Raw genomic sequence first — 16,625 nt, 5'->3', positions numbered from 1 at the left:
GCCCCGCCGGCGGTGCCGCTCCGGCGTCGGTGGGTCAGGGGGCACGGCGCCAGTTCTCGGCGAGGTCGCCCCACAGGTAGGCGCTGGTCTCGACACCCTTGAGGAGGAGGTCCACCTCGACCTTCTCGTTCGGGGCGTGCCAGCCGTCGGAGGGGACGGAGATGCCGAGGAAGAGGACGGGTGCGCCGAGGACGTCCTGGAGGTCCGCGGCGGGCCCCGAGCCACCTGAACGTGTGAACCGGATCGGTCCCTCGAAGGCCCGGCCCATGGCGCGGGCGAGCGACTGGAGGCCGGGGTGGTCGAGGGGGGTCAGGCACGGGCGCGTGGCGGGCAGGAAGGTGATCTCGGCGCGGATCCCGGCGGGGATCCGCTCGGTGGCCCAGGCCCGGACGACCTTCTCGATGTGCTCGGGTTCCTGCCCGGCGACCAGCCGGAACGACAGCTTCAGCAGGGCCGAGGACGGGATGATCGTCTTGCTGCCGGGGCCCTGGTAGCCGCCGCCGATGCCGTTGACCTCGGCGGTGGGACGGGCCCAGACGCGCTCCAGGGTGGTGTGCCCGGCCTCGCCCTCGGTGGCGTACGAATGCGCTTCGCGCAGCCAGCTCTCCTCGTCGAACGGCAGCTCGGCCCACAGCTGCCGCTCACGGTCGCTGGGCTCGACGATGCCGTCGTAGAAGCCGGGGATCGCCACGCGCGCGTGCTCGTCGTGCAGGGCGGCGACCAGGCGGGCGGCGACGGTGGCGGGGTTGGGGACGGCACCGCCGAAGGCACCGGAGTGGATGTCCTGGTCGGGGCCGTGCAGGACGATCTGGCACTCGGCGAGCCCGCGCATGCCCGTGCACACCGTGGGGGTGTCCTCGGACCACATGCCGGTGTCGGAGACGATCACGGCGTCTGCGGCGAGCCGCTCGGCGTGCTGCTCGACCAGGGCCCGGAAGTGCGGCGAGCCGGACTCCTCCTCGCCCTCGATCAGCAGCTTGAGGTGCACGGCGGGTGCGGTGCGGCCGGTGGCGGCGAGGTGGGCGCGGACGCCGAGCGTGTGGAAGAACACCTGGCCCTTGTCGTCGGCCGCCCCGCGGGCGTAGAGCCGGTTGTCCCGGACGACCGGCTCGAAGGGCTCGCTGTCCCAGCCGTCCTCGCGGGCGGCGGGCTGCACGTCGTGATGGCCGTAGACGAGGACCGTGGGCGCGTCCGGGTCGCCCGCGGGCCACTCGGCGAAGACGGCCGGGGCGCCCGGTGTCTCCCAGACCTCGGCGGTCGGGAAGCCGGTCTCCGTCAGTCTGGCGGCGAGCCAGTCGGCGCTGCGGCGTACATCGGGAGCGTGGTCGGGCTGGGCCGACACGGAGGGGATGCGCAGCCATTCGGCGAGGTCGGCGAGGAAAGCGGCGCGGTGCTGCTCGATGTACGTACGGACGGCGCTGTCCGGGGTCTGGCTCATGGTCACGAGCCTATCGGCCCGGACCGACATCCTCGGCGGGCTGTTCGTCACACTCAGCTTGTCCGACGATCAGCCTTTCCAGGGCGGCCCGGTCCGGCAGGCCGTCCGGTCGTTCGACCTCGCCCGTGCGTACGTGCACGAACGCGGCCGTGACCGACTCGGGCGGCACGCCCTGCTGCTCGGCCCAGCCGATCCGGTAGATCGCCAGCTGGAGCGGGTCGGCGGGGCGGGTGCGGCTGGTCTTCCAGTCGACGATCTCGTAGGTCGTCCCGTACGTCGCCCCGTCACCGTGGTCCGTCCGGTAGACGGCGTCGATACGGCCTCTGACGACCCGGCCCGCGAGGGCGAGCTGGAAGGGGGCCTCGACGCGGTAGGGCGTGCGGTGCGCGTACTCGGTGCGCTCGAAGGCCTCCTTGAGGGCTTCGAGGTCGCGTTCGTCGGCGATCTCGGCGTCGCTGCCGGGCAGCTCGTCGGGCTCCAGCATGGGCAGCGTGAGCTCCTCGAAGCGCGCCTCGACCCAGGCGTGGAACCGGGTCCCACGGCGTGCGGCCGGCTGCGGGGGGCGTGGCATGGGGCGCGCGAGTTCCTGTGCCAGCCCGTCCGGGTCCTCGGCCAGCCTCATCAGCTGGGTCGCGGAGAGTGTGGCGGGGAGGGGGACGTCGGTGACGTTCCGCCGGGCGCGCAGCAACTCGCCGGTGAGCGCGTCGAGGTCACGGTCCCAGGAGGCGATGGCGCGGGCTTCCTCGGGGGTCAGGCGGGCTTCCTCGGCGGTGAGGGGGACTTCCTCGGGGGCCGGGAGGATGTGCTCAGGTTCCGGGGCGCGCTCGTGCGCCGGCGTGCGCGGGGGCGTGGGGTCGGCGGGCGCGGCCTGGTGCGGGACGGTGGGGCGGTCGGTGCTCCAGGAGTCCCAGTCGGCGGAGTCCGCGTCCGGGAAGGCGTCTCCGTAGGGGTCGGGTTCCTCGTCCTCGGGCGGCGGTGGCCAGTCCGGGTCGTCGACGGCGATGGCATCGTGGTCGGCGGGAGCGCCTCCGTCGGTTTCGGAGGTGAGGGCGTCCAGGTGAGCGAGGACGATCTCGGCGGCCGCGCGGCGGCGGGCCAGGGCGGCCGTGTCCAGGGGCAGCGGCCAGACCTGGTCGGCGCTCGCCGTGTGCAGGGCCGGGTTCTCCTCGTCCTCCCCGGGTTCGTCGGCCCAGGCCTCGATCTCGCCGTGCCCGGTGGCGCAGTGGTCGTGGAGGGCCTGCAGGAAGTCGGAGGGGCCGCGCGGCTTCTTCTGGCTGGGCCCCCACCAGTGGCCGGAGCCGAGGAGCAGGGAGCGGGGGCGGGTGAAGGTGACGTAGCCGAGGCGGAGCTCCTCGGTGTGCTGATGGTCCTTCATGGCCTCGTGGAAGGCCTTCATACCCCGCGAGTCCCAGGCCTCGACGTCGGGCAGGGTGGCGGTGTCGCCGCGCAGGGCGTGCGGGAGCACCTTCGCCTGGGCGGTCCACTTCTCGCGGCCCTGGCTGCTCGGGAAGGTGCCCTTGACCAGTCCGGGGACGGCGACGACGTCCCACTCCAGGCCCTTGGACTTGTGCGCGGTGAGCACCTTGACGGTGTTCTCGCCGCCGGGCAGGGCGTTGTCGAGGCCCTTCTCGTACTGGGCGGCGGTGCGCAGGAAGCCGAGGAAGGCGAGCAGGGTCGCCTCCTGGTCGCCGGCCGCGAAGGAGGCGGCGACGTCCAGGAAGTTGGAGAGCGTCTCGCGGCGGCGGGCGGCCAGCGCGTGCGGGGATGCGGACAGCTCCACCTCCAGGCCCGTGACGGCGAGGACGCGGTGCAGGACGTCCATCAGCGGGTCGGACAGGGAGCGGCGCAGCTCGCGCAGTTCGGTGGCGAGGCGGGCGAAGCGCACGCGCGCGTCCGGCGAGAACGGCAGCCCGTCGTCCCCCTGTCCGGGCCGGTCCCCGTCGAACGGCAGCTCCAGGAACGTGTCCAGGGCGTCCGCGAGGGATATCACCTCGGCGGGGTCGACCCCTTCGACGGCCTCGGCGAGCCTGCGGTCCGGGTCGTCGGCGTCGCCCACGCGCGCGTGGGCCACCAGCCGCCGGGCGCGGCGGCCGAGGAGGGCGAGGTCGCGGGGGCCGATGCGCCAGCGCGGGCCGGTCAGCAGCCGGACCAGGGAGGCGTTGGCGCCGGGATCCTGGAGCACCTCGCAGACGGCGACGAGGTCGGCGACCTCGGGCAGGTGCAGCAGCCCGGAGAGGCCGACGACCTCGACGGGGACGTCACGGGCGACGAGGGCGCCCTGGATCTCCGCGAAGTCGGTCGCCGTACGGCACAGGACCGCGATCTCGCCGGGCGCCGTGCCGGTGCGGACGAGGTGGGCGACCGAGTCGGCGATCCAGTCCATCTCCTCGGCGTGGGTGCGCAGCAGGGCGCAGCGGACCGTGCCGTCCCGCTCGGCGCCCGGGGCGGGGCGGAGGGCCTCCACGCCCGCGTGCAGGGCGCGCAGCGGCTCGGCGAGGCCGTTGGCGAGGTCGAGGAGGCGGCCGCCGCTGCGGCGGTTCTCGCTGAGCGCCCGGCGGGTGGCGGGGCGGCCGTCGGCGTGCGCGAAGTGCTCGGGGAAGTCGTCCAGGTTGGCGACGGAGGCGCCGCGCCAGCCGTAGATGGCCTGGCAGGGATCGCCGACCGCGGTCACGGGGTGGCCGGTGCCGGCGCCGAACAGGCCCGCCAGGAGCACGCGTTGGGCGACAGAGGTGTCCTGGTACTCGTCGAGGAGGACGACCCGGAACTCGTCGCGCAACTGTCTGCCCACCTCGGCGATGCCGGCCAGCGCCGCGGACAGCGCGATCTGGTCGCCGAAGTCGAGCAGGTCCCGCTCCCGCTTGGCGGCCCGGTAGCGGACGACCAGCTCGGCCAGTTCGCGGCGCGCGGCGGCCGCCTCGGGGACCTTGCGCAGGTCGGCGTTGCCGAGCTTCACGCCTGCCAGGGTGTTCAGCAGTCCGGCGTCCCAGGCCCGCAGGTCCTCGGGGCGTACCAGGTGTTCGGCGAGCTCGGAGTCGAGGGTGAGCAGGTCGCTGACCAGGTCGGCGAAGGAGCGGGTGAGGGCCGGGTAGGGGCCGGGGGCCTCGCGCAGCACGCGCGCGGCCAGCTGGTAGCGGGTGGCGTCGGCGAGCAGCCGGGAGGTCGGCTCCAGGCCGATGCGCAGGCCGTGGTCGGTCAGCAGCCGGCCCGCGAAGGCGTGATAGGTGGAGATGACCGGCTCGCCGGGCGGGTGGTCGGGGTCGATGACGTCGGGGTCGGTGACGCCGGCCCTGACGAGTGCCTTGCGGACGCGTTCGGCGAGTTCGCCGGCCGCCTTGTTGGTGAAGGTCAGGCCGAGGACCTGCTCCGGGGCCACCTGCCCGGTGCCGACCAGCCAGACCACGCGGGCCGCCATCACCGTCGTCTTCCCCGAGCCGGCCCCGGCCACGATCACCTGCGGGGCGGGCGGCGCGGTGATGCAGGCCGTCTGCTCCGGGGTGAACGGGATGCCCAGGAGCTCCTTGAGCTGCTCGGGGTCGGTGATACGGGCGGACATGAGGAAAGAGGCTAGCGGCGGGCACTGACAATCGATAAAACCACTGGCACTCGGTGAAACAGCGCAACCGATGACACAGCGCTCACAACACGGACACAGCACTCACAACACGCGGTCACTCCACGCGCTCACTCCACCACGTGCCGCCCCTCCGGCCGCGCGCTGCACGAGGCGCGGAACGCGCAGTGGGTGCAGTGCTGGCCGGTGGTCGGCGCGAACCGCTCGTCGAGGACCTTGCCGGCGGCGGAGGCCAGCAGTTCTCCGACCCACTCCCCCTCCAGCGGCTCCTGTGCCTGCACCTTGGGCAGGGTCTCGCCGCCGTCGCGCTGGGCGGCGCCCTGCCTGAGGTGGACCAGTTCGGCGCCGCCGGGCTCGGGCCGTACGCCGTCGAAGGCGTCGTCGACGGCGCCCTCGCGAACCGCGAGCTGGTAGACGGCGAGCTGCGGGTGCCGGGCCACCTCGGCCGAGCTGGGTGCCTGTTTGCCGGTCTTGAAGTCGACGACGTACGCGCGGCCCTCGCCGTCCGCCTCCACGCGGTCCATCTGGCCGCGGATCCGTACCTCGTAGTCGCCCGCTTCGAGGGTGACGTCGAAGTCCTGCTCACTGGCGACCGGGGTGCGTGCGGTGCGGTCCAGGACGTGCCACTTCAGGAAGCGTTCGAGCGCCACCCGCGCGTTGTCCTTCTCCTGCGCCGACTTCCAGGGCGCGTCGAAGGCGAGCGCGTTCCACACCGAGTCCAGCCGCTCCATGAGGACGGCGAGGTCGGCGGGCGTGCGTCCGGAGGCGACCTCGTCGGCGAGGACGTGCACGACGTTCCCGAAGCCCTGCGCGGTGGTGGCGGGCGCGTCGGCCTTCACCTCGCGGCCCAGGAACCACTGGAGGGAGCAGGTGTTGGCGAGCTGGTCGAGGGCGCTGCCGGAGAGCACGACGGGCTGGTCGCGGTCGCGCAGCGGCACCTTGCTCTCGGTCGGCTCGAACATGCCCCACCAGCGGTAGGGGTGGGCGGACGGCACCAGGGGGCGGCCGTCCTCGTCGGCGAGCGCGGCCAGCCGGGCCAGGCGGCGGGCGGCGGCCTCCCGCAGCGCGTCGGACGCACGCGGGTCGACGGTGGTCGCGCGCAGCTCGGCGACCAGGGCGGCCACCGCGAGCGGGCGGCGGGGCCGGCCGGTGACGTCCTGGGGTTCGACGCCCAGTTCGGTGAGGAACCGGGAGGGCTGGTCGCCGTCGTCCGCGGGGGCCTTCACGGCGGTGACGACGAGGCGTTCACGCGCGCGCGTGGCCGCGACGTAGAACAGCCGGCGCTCCTCGGCGAGCAGCGCGCCCGGGGTGAGCGGTTCGGCGAGTCCGTCGCGGCCGATGCGGTCCGCTTCCAGGAGCGAGCCGCGACGGCGCAGGTCCGGCCACAGGCCCTCCTGGACGCCGGCCACGACGACCAGGCGCCACTCCAGACCCTTGGCGCGGTGCGCGGTCATCAGGCGTACGGCGTCGGGGCGTACCGCGCGGCCGGCGAGGGTGTCGGCGGCGATGTCCTCGGCCTCGATCTCCGCGAGGAAGTTCAGCGCACCCCGGCCGCCGCTGCGCTCCTCCGCGCGGGCGGCGGTGGCGAACAGGGCGCACACGGCGTCCAGGTCACGGTCGGCATTGCGGCCGGCGGCGCCGCCGCGCCGGGCGGAGCGCTCCAGGCGGGAGGGCCAGGGCGTGCCGTTCCACAGGACCCACAACGCCTCCTCGGCCGTACCGCCCTCCGTCAGCCGCTCCCGGGCCCGGCCGAGCAGCGCGCCGAGCCGCTGGGCCCCGCGCGCGTACCCGGGGTCGTGCACGGCCAGGCGCTCGGGCTCGGCGAGCGCCCGCGCGAGCAGTTCGTCCGACGGCGGCGGGAAAGCGTTGCCGGCCGCCCGCTCCTCGTCGCGCAGGGCACGGCCGAGGCGCCGCAGGTCGGCCGCGTCCATGCCGGCGAGGGGGGAGGTGAGCAGGGTGAGCGCGGTCTCGGTGTCCAGCCAGCAGCCGGCCGCTCCCCCCGAGGCTTCCCCGGGGGCTTCCCTGCGGGCGTCCACGGGGCTGTCCGCAGGGGCTTGCGCCCGGGATCCCGTCGCCTCCGCCATCGCCACCGCCCGCAGCGCCGCCAGCAGGGGCGCCACCGCCGGTTCGTGGCGCAGCGGCACGTCGTCGCCGTCGATGTCCAGGGGCACGCCGGCCGCGGTGAGGGCGCGGCGGATCGTCGGGATGGTGTGGGACCCGGCGCGCACCAGGACGGCCATGTCGCTCCAGCGGACGCCGTCCTCCAGGTGCGCCCGGCGCAGGATGTCGGCGATGTTGTCCAGCTCGGTGCCGGACGTCGGGTACGTGTAGACCTCGACGCGGCCGCCGTCCCGCGCGGCGGTCAGCTCGCGGTGCGCGCGCACCTTGTCGGCGGGCAGCCGGGTCAGCGGCATCCGCCGGGTCAGCAGCCGGGTCGCGGCCAGCAGGCCGGCCCCGGAGCGGCGGGACGTGCGCAGCACCTGCACCGGGGCGGGACGGCCGTCCGCGCGCGCGAAGGCCGACGGGAAGTCCAGGATGCCGTTCACGTCGGCGCCGCGGAACGTGTAGATCGACTGGTCCGGGTCGCCGAACGCGACCAGGGTGCGGCCGCCGCCGGCCAGGGCGTGCAGCAGGCGCACCTGGGCCGGGTCGGTGTCCTGGTACTCGTCGACGTACACGGCGTCGTGCTGGCCGGCGAGGTCCAGGGCGACCTCGGGGCGGTGGGCGAGCAGCACCGCGCGGTGGACGAGTTCGGCGTAGTCGAGGACGCCCTGGAGGTCGAGGACGTCGAGGTACTCGGCGAGGAAGGCGGCCGCGGCCCGCCAGTCGGGGCGGCCGATACGGCGGGCGAAGGCGTCCAGGGCGGCCGGGTCCAGGCCCAGTTCGCGGCTGCGGGCGAGAACCGCGCGGACCTCGTCGGCGAAGCCCCGGGTGGTGAGGCAGGCGCGCAGCTCGTCGGGCCAGCGCACATGGTCCAGCCCGAGCCGCTCCAGGTCGGGCTGCCCGGCCAGCAGCTCGCGGACGGCGACGTCCTGCTCTGGGCCCGACAGCAGCCGCAGCGGGTCCACGAACAGGCCGCTGTCCTGGTGGGCGCGGACCAGCGCGTAGCAGTACGAGTGGAAGGTGGTCGCCCGGGGCGCACGGGCCGCGCCGACCCGCAGGGCCATGCGGTCGCGCAGCTCGACGGCGGCCTTGCGGCTGAACGTCAGCACCAGGATCCGCTCGGGGTCCGCGCCGCGGGCGATCCGCGCGGCCACGGACTCCACCAGGGTGGTGGTCTTGCCGGTGCCGGGACCCGCGAGGACGAGGAGCGGGCCGGACCCGTGGTCAACCACGGCGCGCTGTGCGGCGTCCAGACGAGGGGGATCCACGTCGGCCGGCGGGGTACGGACCAGTCGGTAAGCGCCACGGTTCCCCTGCCGCACCTGGAGGTGCGGCAGGCGCCTGGTGGAGGAAGAGGAGCTCACGTGGTTCGCCGGTCCTGGTGGGTGTGCTGGTCGGTGCGCGGTCGCGGGTGCGCAGGGGTGGCCGCGGGGTGAGCGGGTCACGCGCAGCCGACGCTACGCCGACGAACCGGACGGAAGCAGGGCTTCCGCTTCTTCCCGTCCGCCTCGTGCGGCGCTCGCGGCACGTGCGCCGCACATCTCACGAACGTACGCCATGCCACGGACGTCCCCGGTGTCCCTCGTTCGGGCCGCAGGTTCCCCCCGAGGGCCTCCGATGGCGGAAGCTGTCAGGTGTGAGCCCCCGCGTCCGCGCCGCCGTCCCACCGCGCCCGCTTCATGTCGAGCCGCGGCACATGGCCCTCCGCGGCCTTGCTCGCCTCCTTCAGCGGGGTGCCCTCGGCTCGGTAGTGGTCCAGTGCCCCCAGCTCGTGCCCCGGGAGCAGGACCCCGTCGGCGCGCACCACCCGCCACCACGGAACGGCACCGCCGTAGAGGGACATCACCCGCCCGACCTGGCGCGGCCCACCCTCGTCCAGCCACTCCGCGACGTCGCCGTACGTCATCACGCGCCCGGGCGGGATCCGCTCGGCGACCTCCAGGACCCGCTCGGCGTACTCGGGCAGCTCGTCCGCGTACCCCTCTCGGGTGTCCTCGGGAAGGCTCTGCTCGCTCATTCGCCCCATCCTGCCGCACCCCACCGACAACCGGCGCGGTCCGCGGCGGGCCTCCGCCTCGCCCTCTCGCGGCGCTTGCGGCAGACTGTGCGCCCCCGCATCTGCACCCTGATGCCCCCGGGTGTCGGCGGAGCATGCCACCATCGTGCGGGCGGTGACTGGTGATACGAGATCAAGAAGAGACGACCGAGCAGCAGGGCGTGCACCCCGAGGGCGGGGCGGGCACCTCTGACACCGACGCACGCCCGGACGCGCCCGGATCCGAGCCCGCGCACCCGGACACCACGCCGTCGGACGCCGCGGACCCCGACGCCGCCGAGGCGGAACACGGGTGCGACGAGGCGCACGCCGACGAGGTGGAGGGCGACGAACCGCTGCTCCCCGCGCGCGTGCACCGCCCCTCCGACCTCATGCGGCTCCTGGTCGGCGTGCTCGCCATCGCCGTGCTGCTCGGCATCGCCGCGTTCGCGCACGGCACCACCTCCGGGCTCGAACAGGACATCAACAAGGGCACCGGACAGGCCCCCGACCTGCTGATCAGGTTCGCGGGGCTGGCCTCCAGCATCGCGATCCTGCTGGTGCCGGTCGCGTTCGCGATCGAGCGGCTGATCAAGCGGGACGGGCTGCGCATCGCCGACGGTGTGCTCGCGGCCGTCCTCGCGCACGGCGTGACCCTCGCCACCGACCTGTGGGTCGCGCGGGCCGCCCCGGGCTCGATCCAGGAGGCGCTCACCCAGCCCTCCCCCGGCGACATCCACGCCCTCACCGACCCGGTGCACGGCTATCTCGCACCCGTCATCGCCTACATGACGGCCGTCGGCATGTCCCGGCGGCCGAGATGGCGCGCGGTGCTGTGGATCGTGCTGCTGCTCGACGCGTTCTCCATGCTCGTCACCGGCTACACCACACCGTTCTCGATCATCCTCACGGTGCTGATCGGCTGGACCGTCGCCTACGGCACGCTGTACGCCGTCGGCTCCCCCAACGTCCGCCCCACCGGACGGACCCTGCTGGCGGGCCTCAGGCACGTCGGCTTCCACCCGGTCGGCGCGGCTCGCGAGGAGGCCCTGGACACCGAGAACGGCGACCGGGGCCGGCGCTACTTCGTCACCCTGGAGGACGGCCCGCCGCTGGACGTCACGGTCGTCGACCGGGAACAGCAGGCCCAGGGCTTCTTCTACCGCGCCTGGCGCAACCTGACCCTGCGCGGCTTCGCCACCCGCTCCAGCCTCCAGTCCCTGCGCCAGGCCCTGGAGCAGGAGGCCCTGCTGGCGTACGCGGCGATCGCCGCCGGCGCCAACGCGCCCAAGCTGATCGCCACCTCCGAGCTGGGCCCCGACGCCGTGATGCTCGTCTACGAGCACACCGGCGGCCGCACCCTCGACTCGCTGGCCGACGAGGAGATCACCGACGAACTGCTGCGCCACACCTGGCACCAGGTGCAGGCCCTGCAGTCGCGCCGGATCGCGCACCGCAGGCTCGCGGGCGACGCCATCCTGGTGGATCGTTCCGGCACGGTGATCCTCACCGACCTGCGCGGCGGCGAGATCGCGGCCGGTGAACTGCTGCTGCGCATGGACGTCGCCCAGCTGGTCACCACGCTCGGGCTGCGGGTGGGTGCCGAGCGGGCGGTGGCCTCGGCGGTCGGCGTGCTCGGCCCCGACGCCGTCGCCGACTGTCTGCCGATGCTCCAGCCGATCGCGCTGACGCGCTCCACGCGCGCGACGCTGCGCAGACTGGCCAGGGAGCGCGCCCAGCGCGAGCGGGACGCGGTCCTGGAGGCGTCCCGGCAGGCCAAGCAGGCGCGCGCGCAGGAGGCCGAGAAGCCCGACAAGAAGACCGTGCGCGCCGAGCAGCGGGCGGAGAAACGGGCTCTGGGCGACGCGCTGGAGGAGGCCCGCGAGGAGGACCTGCTCACCCAGATCCGGCACCAGGTGCTGAAGATCAGGCCGCAGGCACCCGTCGAGCCGGCCCGCCTGGAGCGGGTACGGCCGCGCACGCTGATCAGCGTCATCGCCGGCGCGATCGGCGGGTACTACCTGCTGACCCAGCTCACCCACATCGAGTTCGGCCCCCTGGTCGCGAACGCCCAGTGGGGCTGGGTGATCGCCGCGGTGCTGTTCTCGGCGCTCAGCTATGTGGCCGCCGCGATGTCGCTGCTCGGGTTCGTGCCGGAGCGGGTGCCGTTCCTGCGGACCGTGGCCGCGCAGGTCGCCGGGTCCTTCGTGAAGATCGTGGCGCCCGCCGCCGTCGGCGGCGTCGCCCTCAACACGCGCTTCCTGCAGCGCGCGGGCGTGCGCCCCGGGGGCGCGGTGGCGAGCGTCGGCGCCTCGCAGCTGTTCGGGCTCGGCTGTCACATCCTGATGCTGCTGTCCTTCGGCTATCTGACCGGCACCGAGAAGACCCCGTCGCTGTCGCCGTCCCGCACCGTCATCGCGGGCCTGCTGACCGTCGCGGTACTGGTCCTCGTGGTGACCTCGGTGCCGCTCCTGCGGAAATTCGTCAGCACGCGCGTACGGTCGCTCTTCGCGGGTGTCGTACCGCGCATGCTGGACGTGCTCCAGCGGCCGCAGAAGCTCGTCACCGGCATCGGCGGCATGTTGCTGCTGACCGCCTGCTTCGTGATGTGCCTGGACGCCTCCATCCGCGCGTTCGGCGACCAGTCGACCTCGCTGAGCATCGCCAGCGTCGCCGTCGTCTTCCTCGCCGGCAACGCGCTCGGCTCCGCGGCGCCGACCCCGGGCGGTGTCGGCGCGGTCGAGGCGACCCTGACCGTCGGCCTGATCGCCGTCGGTCTCCCCAAGGAGGTCGCGGCGCCCGCCGTCCTGCTGTACCGGCTGCTGACCCTGTGGCTGCCGGTCCTGCCGGGCTGGCTGGCCTTCAACCACCTCTCCCGCAAGGGCGCGCTCTAGGGTCGTACCTCGGACGGCTCGCGCCCCGCGCGCGTGGCCCTGCGCGACCCCAGGATGGGAGCATGCCGAACCCCTTCCGGATCCCTGTCGCCGCCCTGACCACCGCCCTGGTGCTGGCCTTGCTGCCGACCGGGTGCAGCGACGGTTCCGAGGGCGGGGATCCGGCGGCGCAGAAGCTGGACTGGAAGAACTGCCCGGCGCCCGACGAGGCCGAGGGCGGCGGCGAGGCGCCGTCACCGCTGCCCGGCGGCGGCACCTGGCAGTGCGCCACCATGAAGGCGCCCCTGGACTGGTCGAAACCGAAGGGCGCCACCATCGGCCTCGCACTGATCCGGGCCAGGGCCAGCGGCGAGGCGAGCAAGCGGATCGGCTCCCTGATCTTCAACTTCGGCGGGCCCGGCGGCAGCGGCGTCACCACGCTCCCCGCGTTCGGCGCGGACTACGCGGCCCTGCGTACCCGCTACGACCTCGTCAGCTTCGACCCGCGCGGAGTCGGCCGCAGCGACCCCGTCGAGTGCGAGAACGACGCCCAGCTCGACAACTACTTCCAGCAGGACGCGACGCCCGACACCGGCGCCGAGCGCACCCAGCTGATCAACCGCACCAAGCAGTTCAACGCCGCCTGCGAGAAGAACTCCCGGGCGATCCTGCCGCACGTCCGCACCACCGACGCGGCCCGCGACATGGACCTGATGCGCCAGGTCCTCGGCGACACGAAGATGCACTACTTCGGCATCTCCTACGGCACCGAGCTCGGCGGTGTCTACGCCCACCTGTTCCCGAAGAACGTGGGCCGGGCCGTCTTCGACGCCGTCGTCGACCCCACCCAGGACCCGGAGCAGAGCTCGCTCGGGCAGGCCAAGGGCTTCCAGCTCGCGCTCGACAACTTCGCCGAGGACTGCACGTCGAAGAAGACGGAGTGCCCGATCGGAGACACACCGCAGGACGTGAAGGACCGTATCGCCAAGCTCCTCGCGGACCTCGACAAGAAGCCGATCCCCGGCATCCTCCCCCGGCAGCTCACCGAGACCGCCGCCACCAACGGCATCGCGCAGTCCCTGTACTCCAAGGACTTCTGGGAGTACCTCACCGAGGGGCTCGAAGAGGCGTACGACGGCGACGGGAAGATCCTGATGCTGCTGTCCGACTCGATGAACGGCCGCAGCGAGAACGGCGAGTACAGCAACATCACGGCGGCGAACATCGCCATCAACTGCGCCGACCAGAAGCCCCGGTACACCGCCGACTACGTCCAGCAGAAACTGCCCGAGTTCCGCACCGCCTCCCCGCTGTTCGGCGACTACCTGGCCTGGGGCATGGTCAGCTGCACGAACTGGGCGGTGCCGGGGGCCGCCGACCACTCCGACGTCAGCGCGCCCGGGTCGGCGCCGATCCTGGTCGTGGGCAACACCGGGGATCCGGCGACGCCGTACGAGGGCGCGAAGAAGATGGTGGACGCGCTCGGAAAGGGCGTCGGGGTCGAGCTGACGTACAAGGGGCAGGGGCACGGGGCGTACGACAGCAAGGACAAGTGCGTGCAGGGGGCCGTGAACGGCTATCTGCTGGAGGGGACGGTGCCGAAGGCCGGAACGGTCTGCACGTAGCAGATTCGCAGGTCAGAGGGTTATCCACAGGCTTCAACGGCCTTCGCCTGCGCCGCCTACTATGGCCTGACCGCTCTCCCGCAACGAATGCGCGGAGAGCCTGTGTGGGGGGTGTGCGCGCATGTCGCGATATGTACGGTGGGCGGCCGCTGTTGCCGCGGGTCTGCTCGTGGCCGGGTGCAGCAGCGGGTCGTCAGGTGGGGGCGGGGACGAGGGGAAGGCCGCGTCCCGGCAGCCGTCGGCCGCCACGTCCACCGCCACGGGCTCGGCGGGCCTGCCCGCCTCCCTCACCTCCCAGAAGCTCGACTGGGGCCGCTGCAAGGCCACTTCGGACTCGGCCGCGCCCGGGGACGAGTGGCGGTGCGCGACGCTCAAGGTGCCGTTGGACTGGGCGAAGCCGGACGGGGAGACGATCGGGCTGGCGCTGATCCGGGAGCAGGCGAGCGGGGGTTCGGGGAAGCGGATCGGCTCGCTGCTGTTCAACTTCGGCGGGCCGGGCGGCTCCGGCCTCTCGACGATGCCGTACTACGCCTCCACCGTCTCCGCGCTGCGCGAGCGGTACGACCTGGTGAGCTGGGACCCGCGCGGGGTGGGCGCCAGCGAGGGGATCCGCTGCCGCAGCGACAAGGACATCCAGCGCGCCGAGTCGATCGACTCGACGCCGGACACCGCGGCGGAGGAGACGGCGTACTTCCAGGACGCCGCCGACTTCGGCAAGGGCTGCGAGAAGGCCGCCGGCAAGCTGATCGCGCATGTCTCGACGACCGACACGGCCCGCGACATGGACCTGATGCGCCAGGTCCTCGGCGACACGAAGATGCACTACTTCGGCATCTCCTACGGCACCGAACTGGGCGGTGTGTACGCCCACCTGTTCCCGAAGAAGGTGGGACGGCTGATCCTGGACGCGGTGGTGGACCCGACGGCCGACTCGGTCGGCCAGGAGAAGAACCAGGCCGCCGGCTTCCAGCGGGCCCTGGACGACTACCTCAAGTCCACCGGCCAGGACCCGGACCAGGGCTCCCAGAAGATCGTCGATCTGCTGGACAGGCTGGACGCCACGCCGCTGCCCACGTCCTCCGGGCGGAAGCTGACCCAGAGCCTCGCGGTCACCGGCATCGTGCTGCCGCTGTACAGCCAGGACAGCTGGCCGTCGCTGACCAGCGCGCTCAAGGCGGCCGAGGAGGGCGACGGCTCGGAGCTGCTGTCGCTCGCGGACCAGTACAACGAGCGGGATTCGTCGGGGCACTACGGCACGACCACCCACTCCCAGCGGGTCATATCGTGCCTGGACGACAAGGAGCGGCCGACGCTCGCCGAGACGAGGAAACGGCTGGCGGGGTTCGAGAAGGTCTCGCCCGTCTTCGGGGACTTCCTGGGCTGGGACTCGGCCGGCTGGTGCCACGACTGGCCGGTGGCCGGGCAGTGGGACACGCCGGAGGTGAGCGCACCGGGCGCGGCGCCGATCCTGCTGGTCGGCAACACCGGCGACCCGGCGACCCCGTACGAGGGCGCCCGGAGGATGGCCGACGAACTGGGCAAGGGGGTCGGCGTCGAGCTGACCTGGAAGGGCGAGGGCCACGGCGCGTACGGCAGCGGCAGCGACTGCGTGGACTCGGCGGTGAACACCTATCTGCTCAGCGGCACGGTCCCGAAGGACGGCACGGTCTGCTCATGACGAAGGCGGGGGCTCCGGGCACCCGTCGTGCCCGAGGCCCCCGCCCGTCGCGGAGCCTGTGCTCAGTAGACCGGCTTCGACGGCTCGATCTGGTTGACCCAGCCGATCACGCCGCCGCCGACGTGGACGGCGTCCGCGAAGCCCGCGGACTTCAGGACGGCGAGGACCTCCGCACTGCGGACACCCGTCTTGCAGTGCAGGACGATCTTCTTGTCCTGGGGCAGGCCCTCCAGGGCGGTGCCGAGGAGGAACTCGTTCTTGGGGATCAGCTTGGCGCCCGGGATGGAGACGATCTCGTACTCGTTCGGCTCGCGGACGTCGATGATCTCGATGTTCTCGCCGTCGTCGATCCACTCCTTGAGCTGCTTGGGAGTGATCGTCGAACCGGCGGCCGCCTGCTGGGCCTCCTCGGACACGACGCCGCAGAAGGCCTCGTAGTCGATGAGCTCGGTGACGGTCGGGTTCTCGCCGCAGACCGCGCAGTTCGGGTCCTTGCGGACCTTGACCTGGCGGTACTGCATCTCCAGGGCGTCGTAGATCATCAGACGGCCGACGAGGGGCTCACCGGTGCCGGTGAGGACCTTGATGGCCTCGGTGACCTGGATGGAGCCGATGGACGCGCAGAGCACGCCCAGGACGCCGCCCTCAGCGCAGGAGGGGACCATGCCCGGCGGCGGGGGCTCCGAGTAGAGGCAGCGGTAGCAGGGGCCGTACTCGGACCAGAAGACCGAGGCCTGGCCGTCGAAGCGGTAGATGGAGCCCCAGACGTACGGCTTGTTCAGCAGCACGCAGGCGTCGTTCACCAGGTAGCGGGTGGCGAAGTTGTCGGTGCCGTCGACGATCAGGTCGTACTGGCTGAAGATGTCCATCACGTTCTCGGCCTCGAGCCGCTCTTCGTGAAGGATCACGTCCACGTACGGGTTGATGCCCTTGACCGTGTCACGGGCGGACTCGGCCTTGGAGCGGCCGATGTCGGCCTGGCTGTGGATGATCTGGCGCTGCAGGTTCGACTCGTCGACCTCGTCGAACTCCACGATGCCCAGAGTGCCGACGCCCGCGGCGGCCAGGTACATCAGCGCCGGCGAGCCCAGGCCGCCGGCGCCCACACAGAGCACCTTGGCGTTCTTCAGCCGCTTCTGCCCGTCCATCCCGACGTCGGGGATGATCAGGTGGCGGGAGTACCTGCGGACCTCGTCTACGGTGAGCTCAGAGGCTGGCTCGACCAGGGGTGGCAGCGACACGGGGACTCCGTTGATCGGTCAATCACTACAGTTGTTCTCCCTGTAACACTGCCACGGGCTT

At 72.9% G+C, this 16,625-nt stretch carries 8 protein-coding genes; 3 read left to right on the top strand and 5 right to left on the bottom strand.

The features are described from left to right. Positions 1 to 34: 34 nt before the first annotated feature. The 4 genes from ACFY0P_RS04260 to ACFY0P_RS04245 all read right to left on the bottom strand — a co-directional run bounded on the left by ACFY0P_RS04260 (position 35) and on the right by ACFY0P_RS04245 (position 9,129). On the bottom strand, positions 35 to 1,438 hold the full coding sequence (locus ACFY0P_RS04260; RefSeq protein ID WP_388907135.1) for a dipeptidase: 1,404 nt from the start codon (positions 1,436 to 1,438) through the stop codon (positions 35 to 37). A 10-nt stretch (positions 1,439 to 1,448) separates the two neighbouring features. Beyond that, positions 1,449 to 4,991, bottom strand: a complete 3,543-nt coding sequence (locus ACFY0P_RS04255) for a UvrD-helicase domain-containing protein (protein WP_388907132.1) — start codon at positions 4,989 to 4,991, stop codon at positions 1,449 to 1,451. 128 nt (positions 4,992 to 5,119) lie between these two features. Next, positions 5,120 to 8,476, bottom strand: a complete 3,357-nt coding sequence (locus ACFY0P_RS04250; RefSeq protein WP_388907129.1) for an ATP-dependent helicase — start codon at positions 8,474 to 8,476, stop codon at positions 5,120 to 5,122. Positions 8,477 to 8,742: 266 nt separating this feature from the next. Continuing rightward, positions 8,743 to 9,129 carry an MGMT family protein gene (locus ACFY0P_RS04245; protein WP_388907125.1) on the bottom strand — a complete coding sequence of 129 codons (387 nt, stop codon included), beginning with the start codon at positions 9,127 to 9,129 and terminating at the stop codon, positions 8,743 to 8,745. A 161-nt stretch (positions 9,130 to 9,290) separates the two neighbouring features. Between ACFY0P_RS04245 and ACFY0P_RS04240 the strand changes: the two genes are divergently transcribed. From ACFY0P_RS04240 to ACFY0P_RS04230, 3 genes are all read left to right on the top strand, one after another. After that, complete coding sequence (locus ACFY0P_RS04240) at positions 9,291 to 12,041, top strand: lysylphosphatidylglycerol synthase domain-containing protein (RefSeq protein WP_388907123.1); 2,751 nt, start codon at positions 9,291 to 9,293, stop codon at positions 12,039 to 12,041. 62 nt (positions 12,042 to 12,103) lie between these two features. Then, positions 12,104 to 13,645, top strand: a complete 1,542-nt coding sequence (locus tag ACFY0P_RS04235) for an alpha/beta hydrolase (protein ID WP_388907121.1) — start codon at positions 12,104 to 12,106, stop codon at positions 13,643 to 13,645. Positions 13,646 to 13,766: 121 nt separating this feature from the next. Continuing rightward, the gene (locus ACFY0P_RS04230; RefSeq protein WP_388907118.1) at positions 13,767 to 15,323 is read left to right on the top strand and encodes an alpha/beta hydrolase; all 1,557 of its coding nucleotides are present in this window, start codon (positions 13,767 to 13,769) and stop codon (positions 15,321 to 15,323) included. Between the two features lie 62 nt (positions 15,324 to 15,385). Here the strand turns inward: ACFY0P_RS04230 and moeZ are convergent, their stop codons facing one another. Beyond that, the gene (moeZ, locus tag ACFY0P_RS04225) at positions 15,386 to 16,564 is read right to left on the bottom strand and encodes an adenylyltransferase/sulfurtransferase MoeZ (protein WP_388907116.1); all 1,179 of its coding nucleotides are present in this window, start codon (positions 16,562 to 16,564) and stop codon (positions 15,386 to 15,388) included. Positions 16,565 to 16,625: the final 61 nt, after the last annotated feature.

This window comes from Streptomyces sp. NPDC001714 (genome assembly GCF_042892755.1).
Classification (GTDB): domain Bacteria; phylum Actinomycetota; class Actinomycetes; order Streptomycetales; family Streptomycetaceae; genus Streptomyces.
Note: the sequence above shows the minus strand (reverse complement) of the source record. Positions and strands in the feature narration are given on the sequence as shown.

Excerpts from the sequence above, each read along its gene's own strand:
- ACFY0P_RS04230 (WP_388907118.1), top strand. The coding sequence starts at position 13,767 with ATGTCGCGATATGTACGGTGGGCGGCCGCTGTTGCCGCGGGTCTGCTC.
- ACFY0P_RS04235 (WP_388907121.1), top strand. The coding sequence starts at position 12,104 with ATGCCGAACCCCTTCCGGATCCCTGTCGCCGCCCTGACCACCGCCCTG.
- ACFY0P_RS04245 (WP_388907125.1), bottom strand. The coding sequence starts at position 9,129 with ATGAGCGAGCAGAGCCTTCCCGAGGACACCCGAGAGGGGTACGCGGAC.
- ACFY0P_RS04260 (WP_388907135.1), bottom strand. The coding sequence starts at position 1,438 with ATGAGCCAGACCCCGGACAGCGCCGTCCGTACGTACATCGAGCAGCAC.
- ACFY0P_RS04255 (WP_388907132.1), bottom strand. The coding sequence starts at position 4,991 with ATGTCCGCCCGTATCACCGACCCCGAGCAGCTCAAGGAGCTCCTGGGC.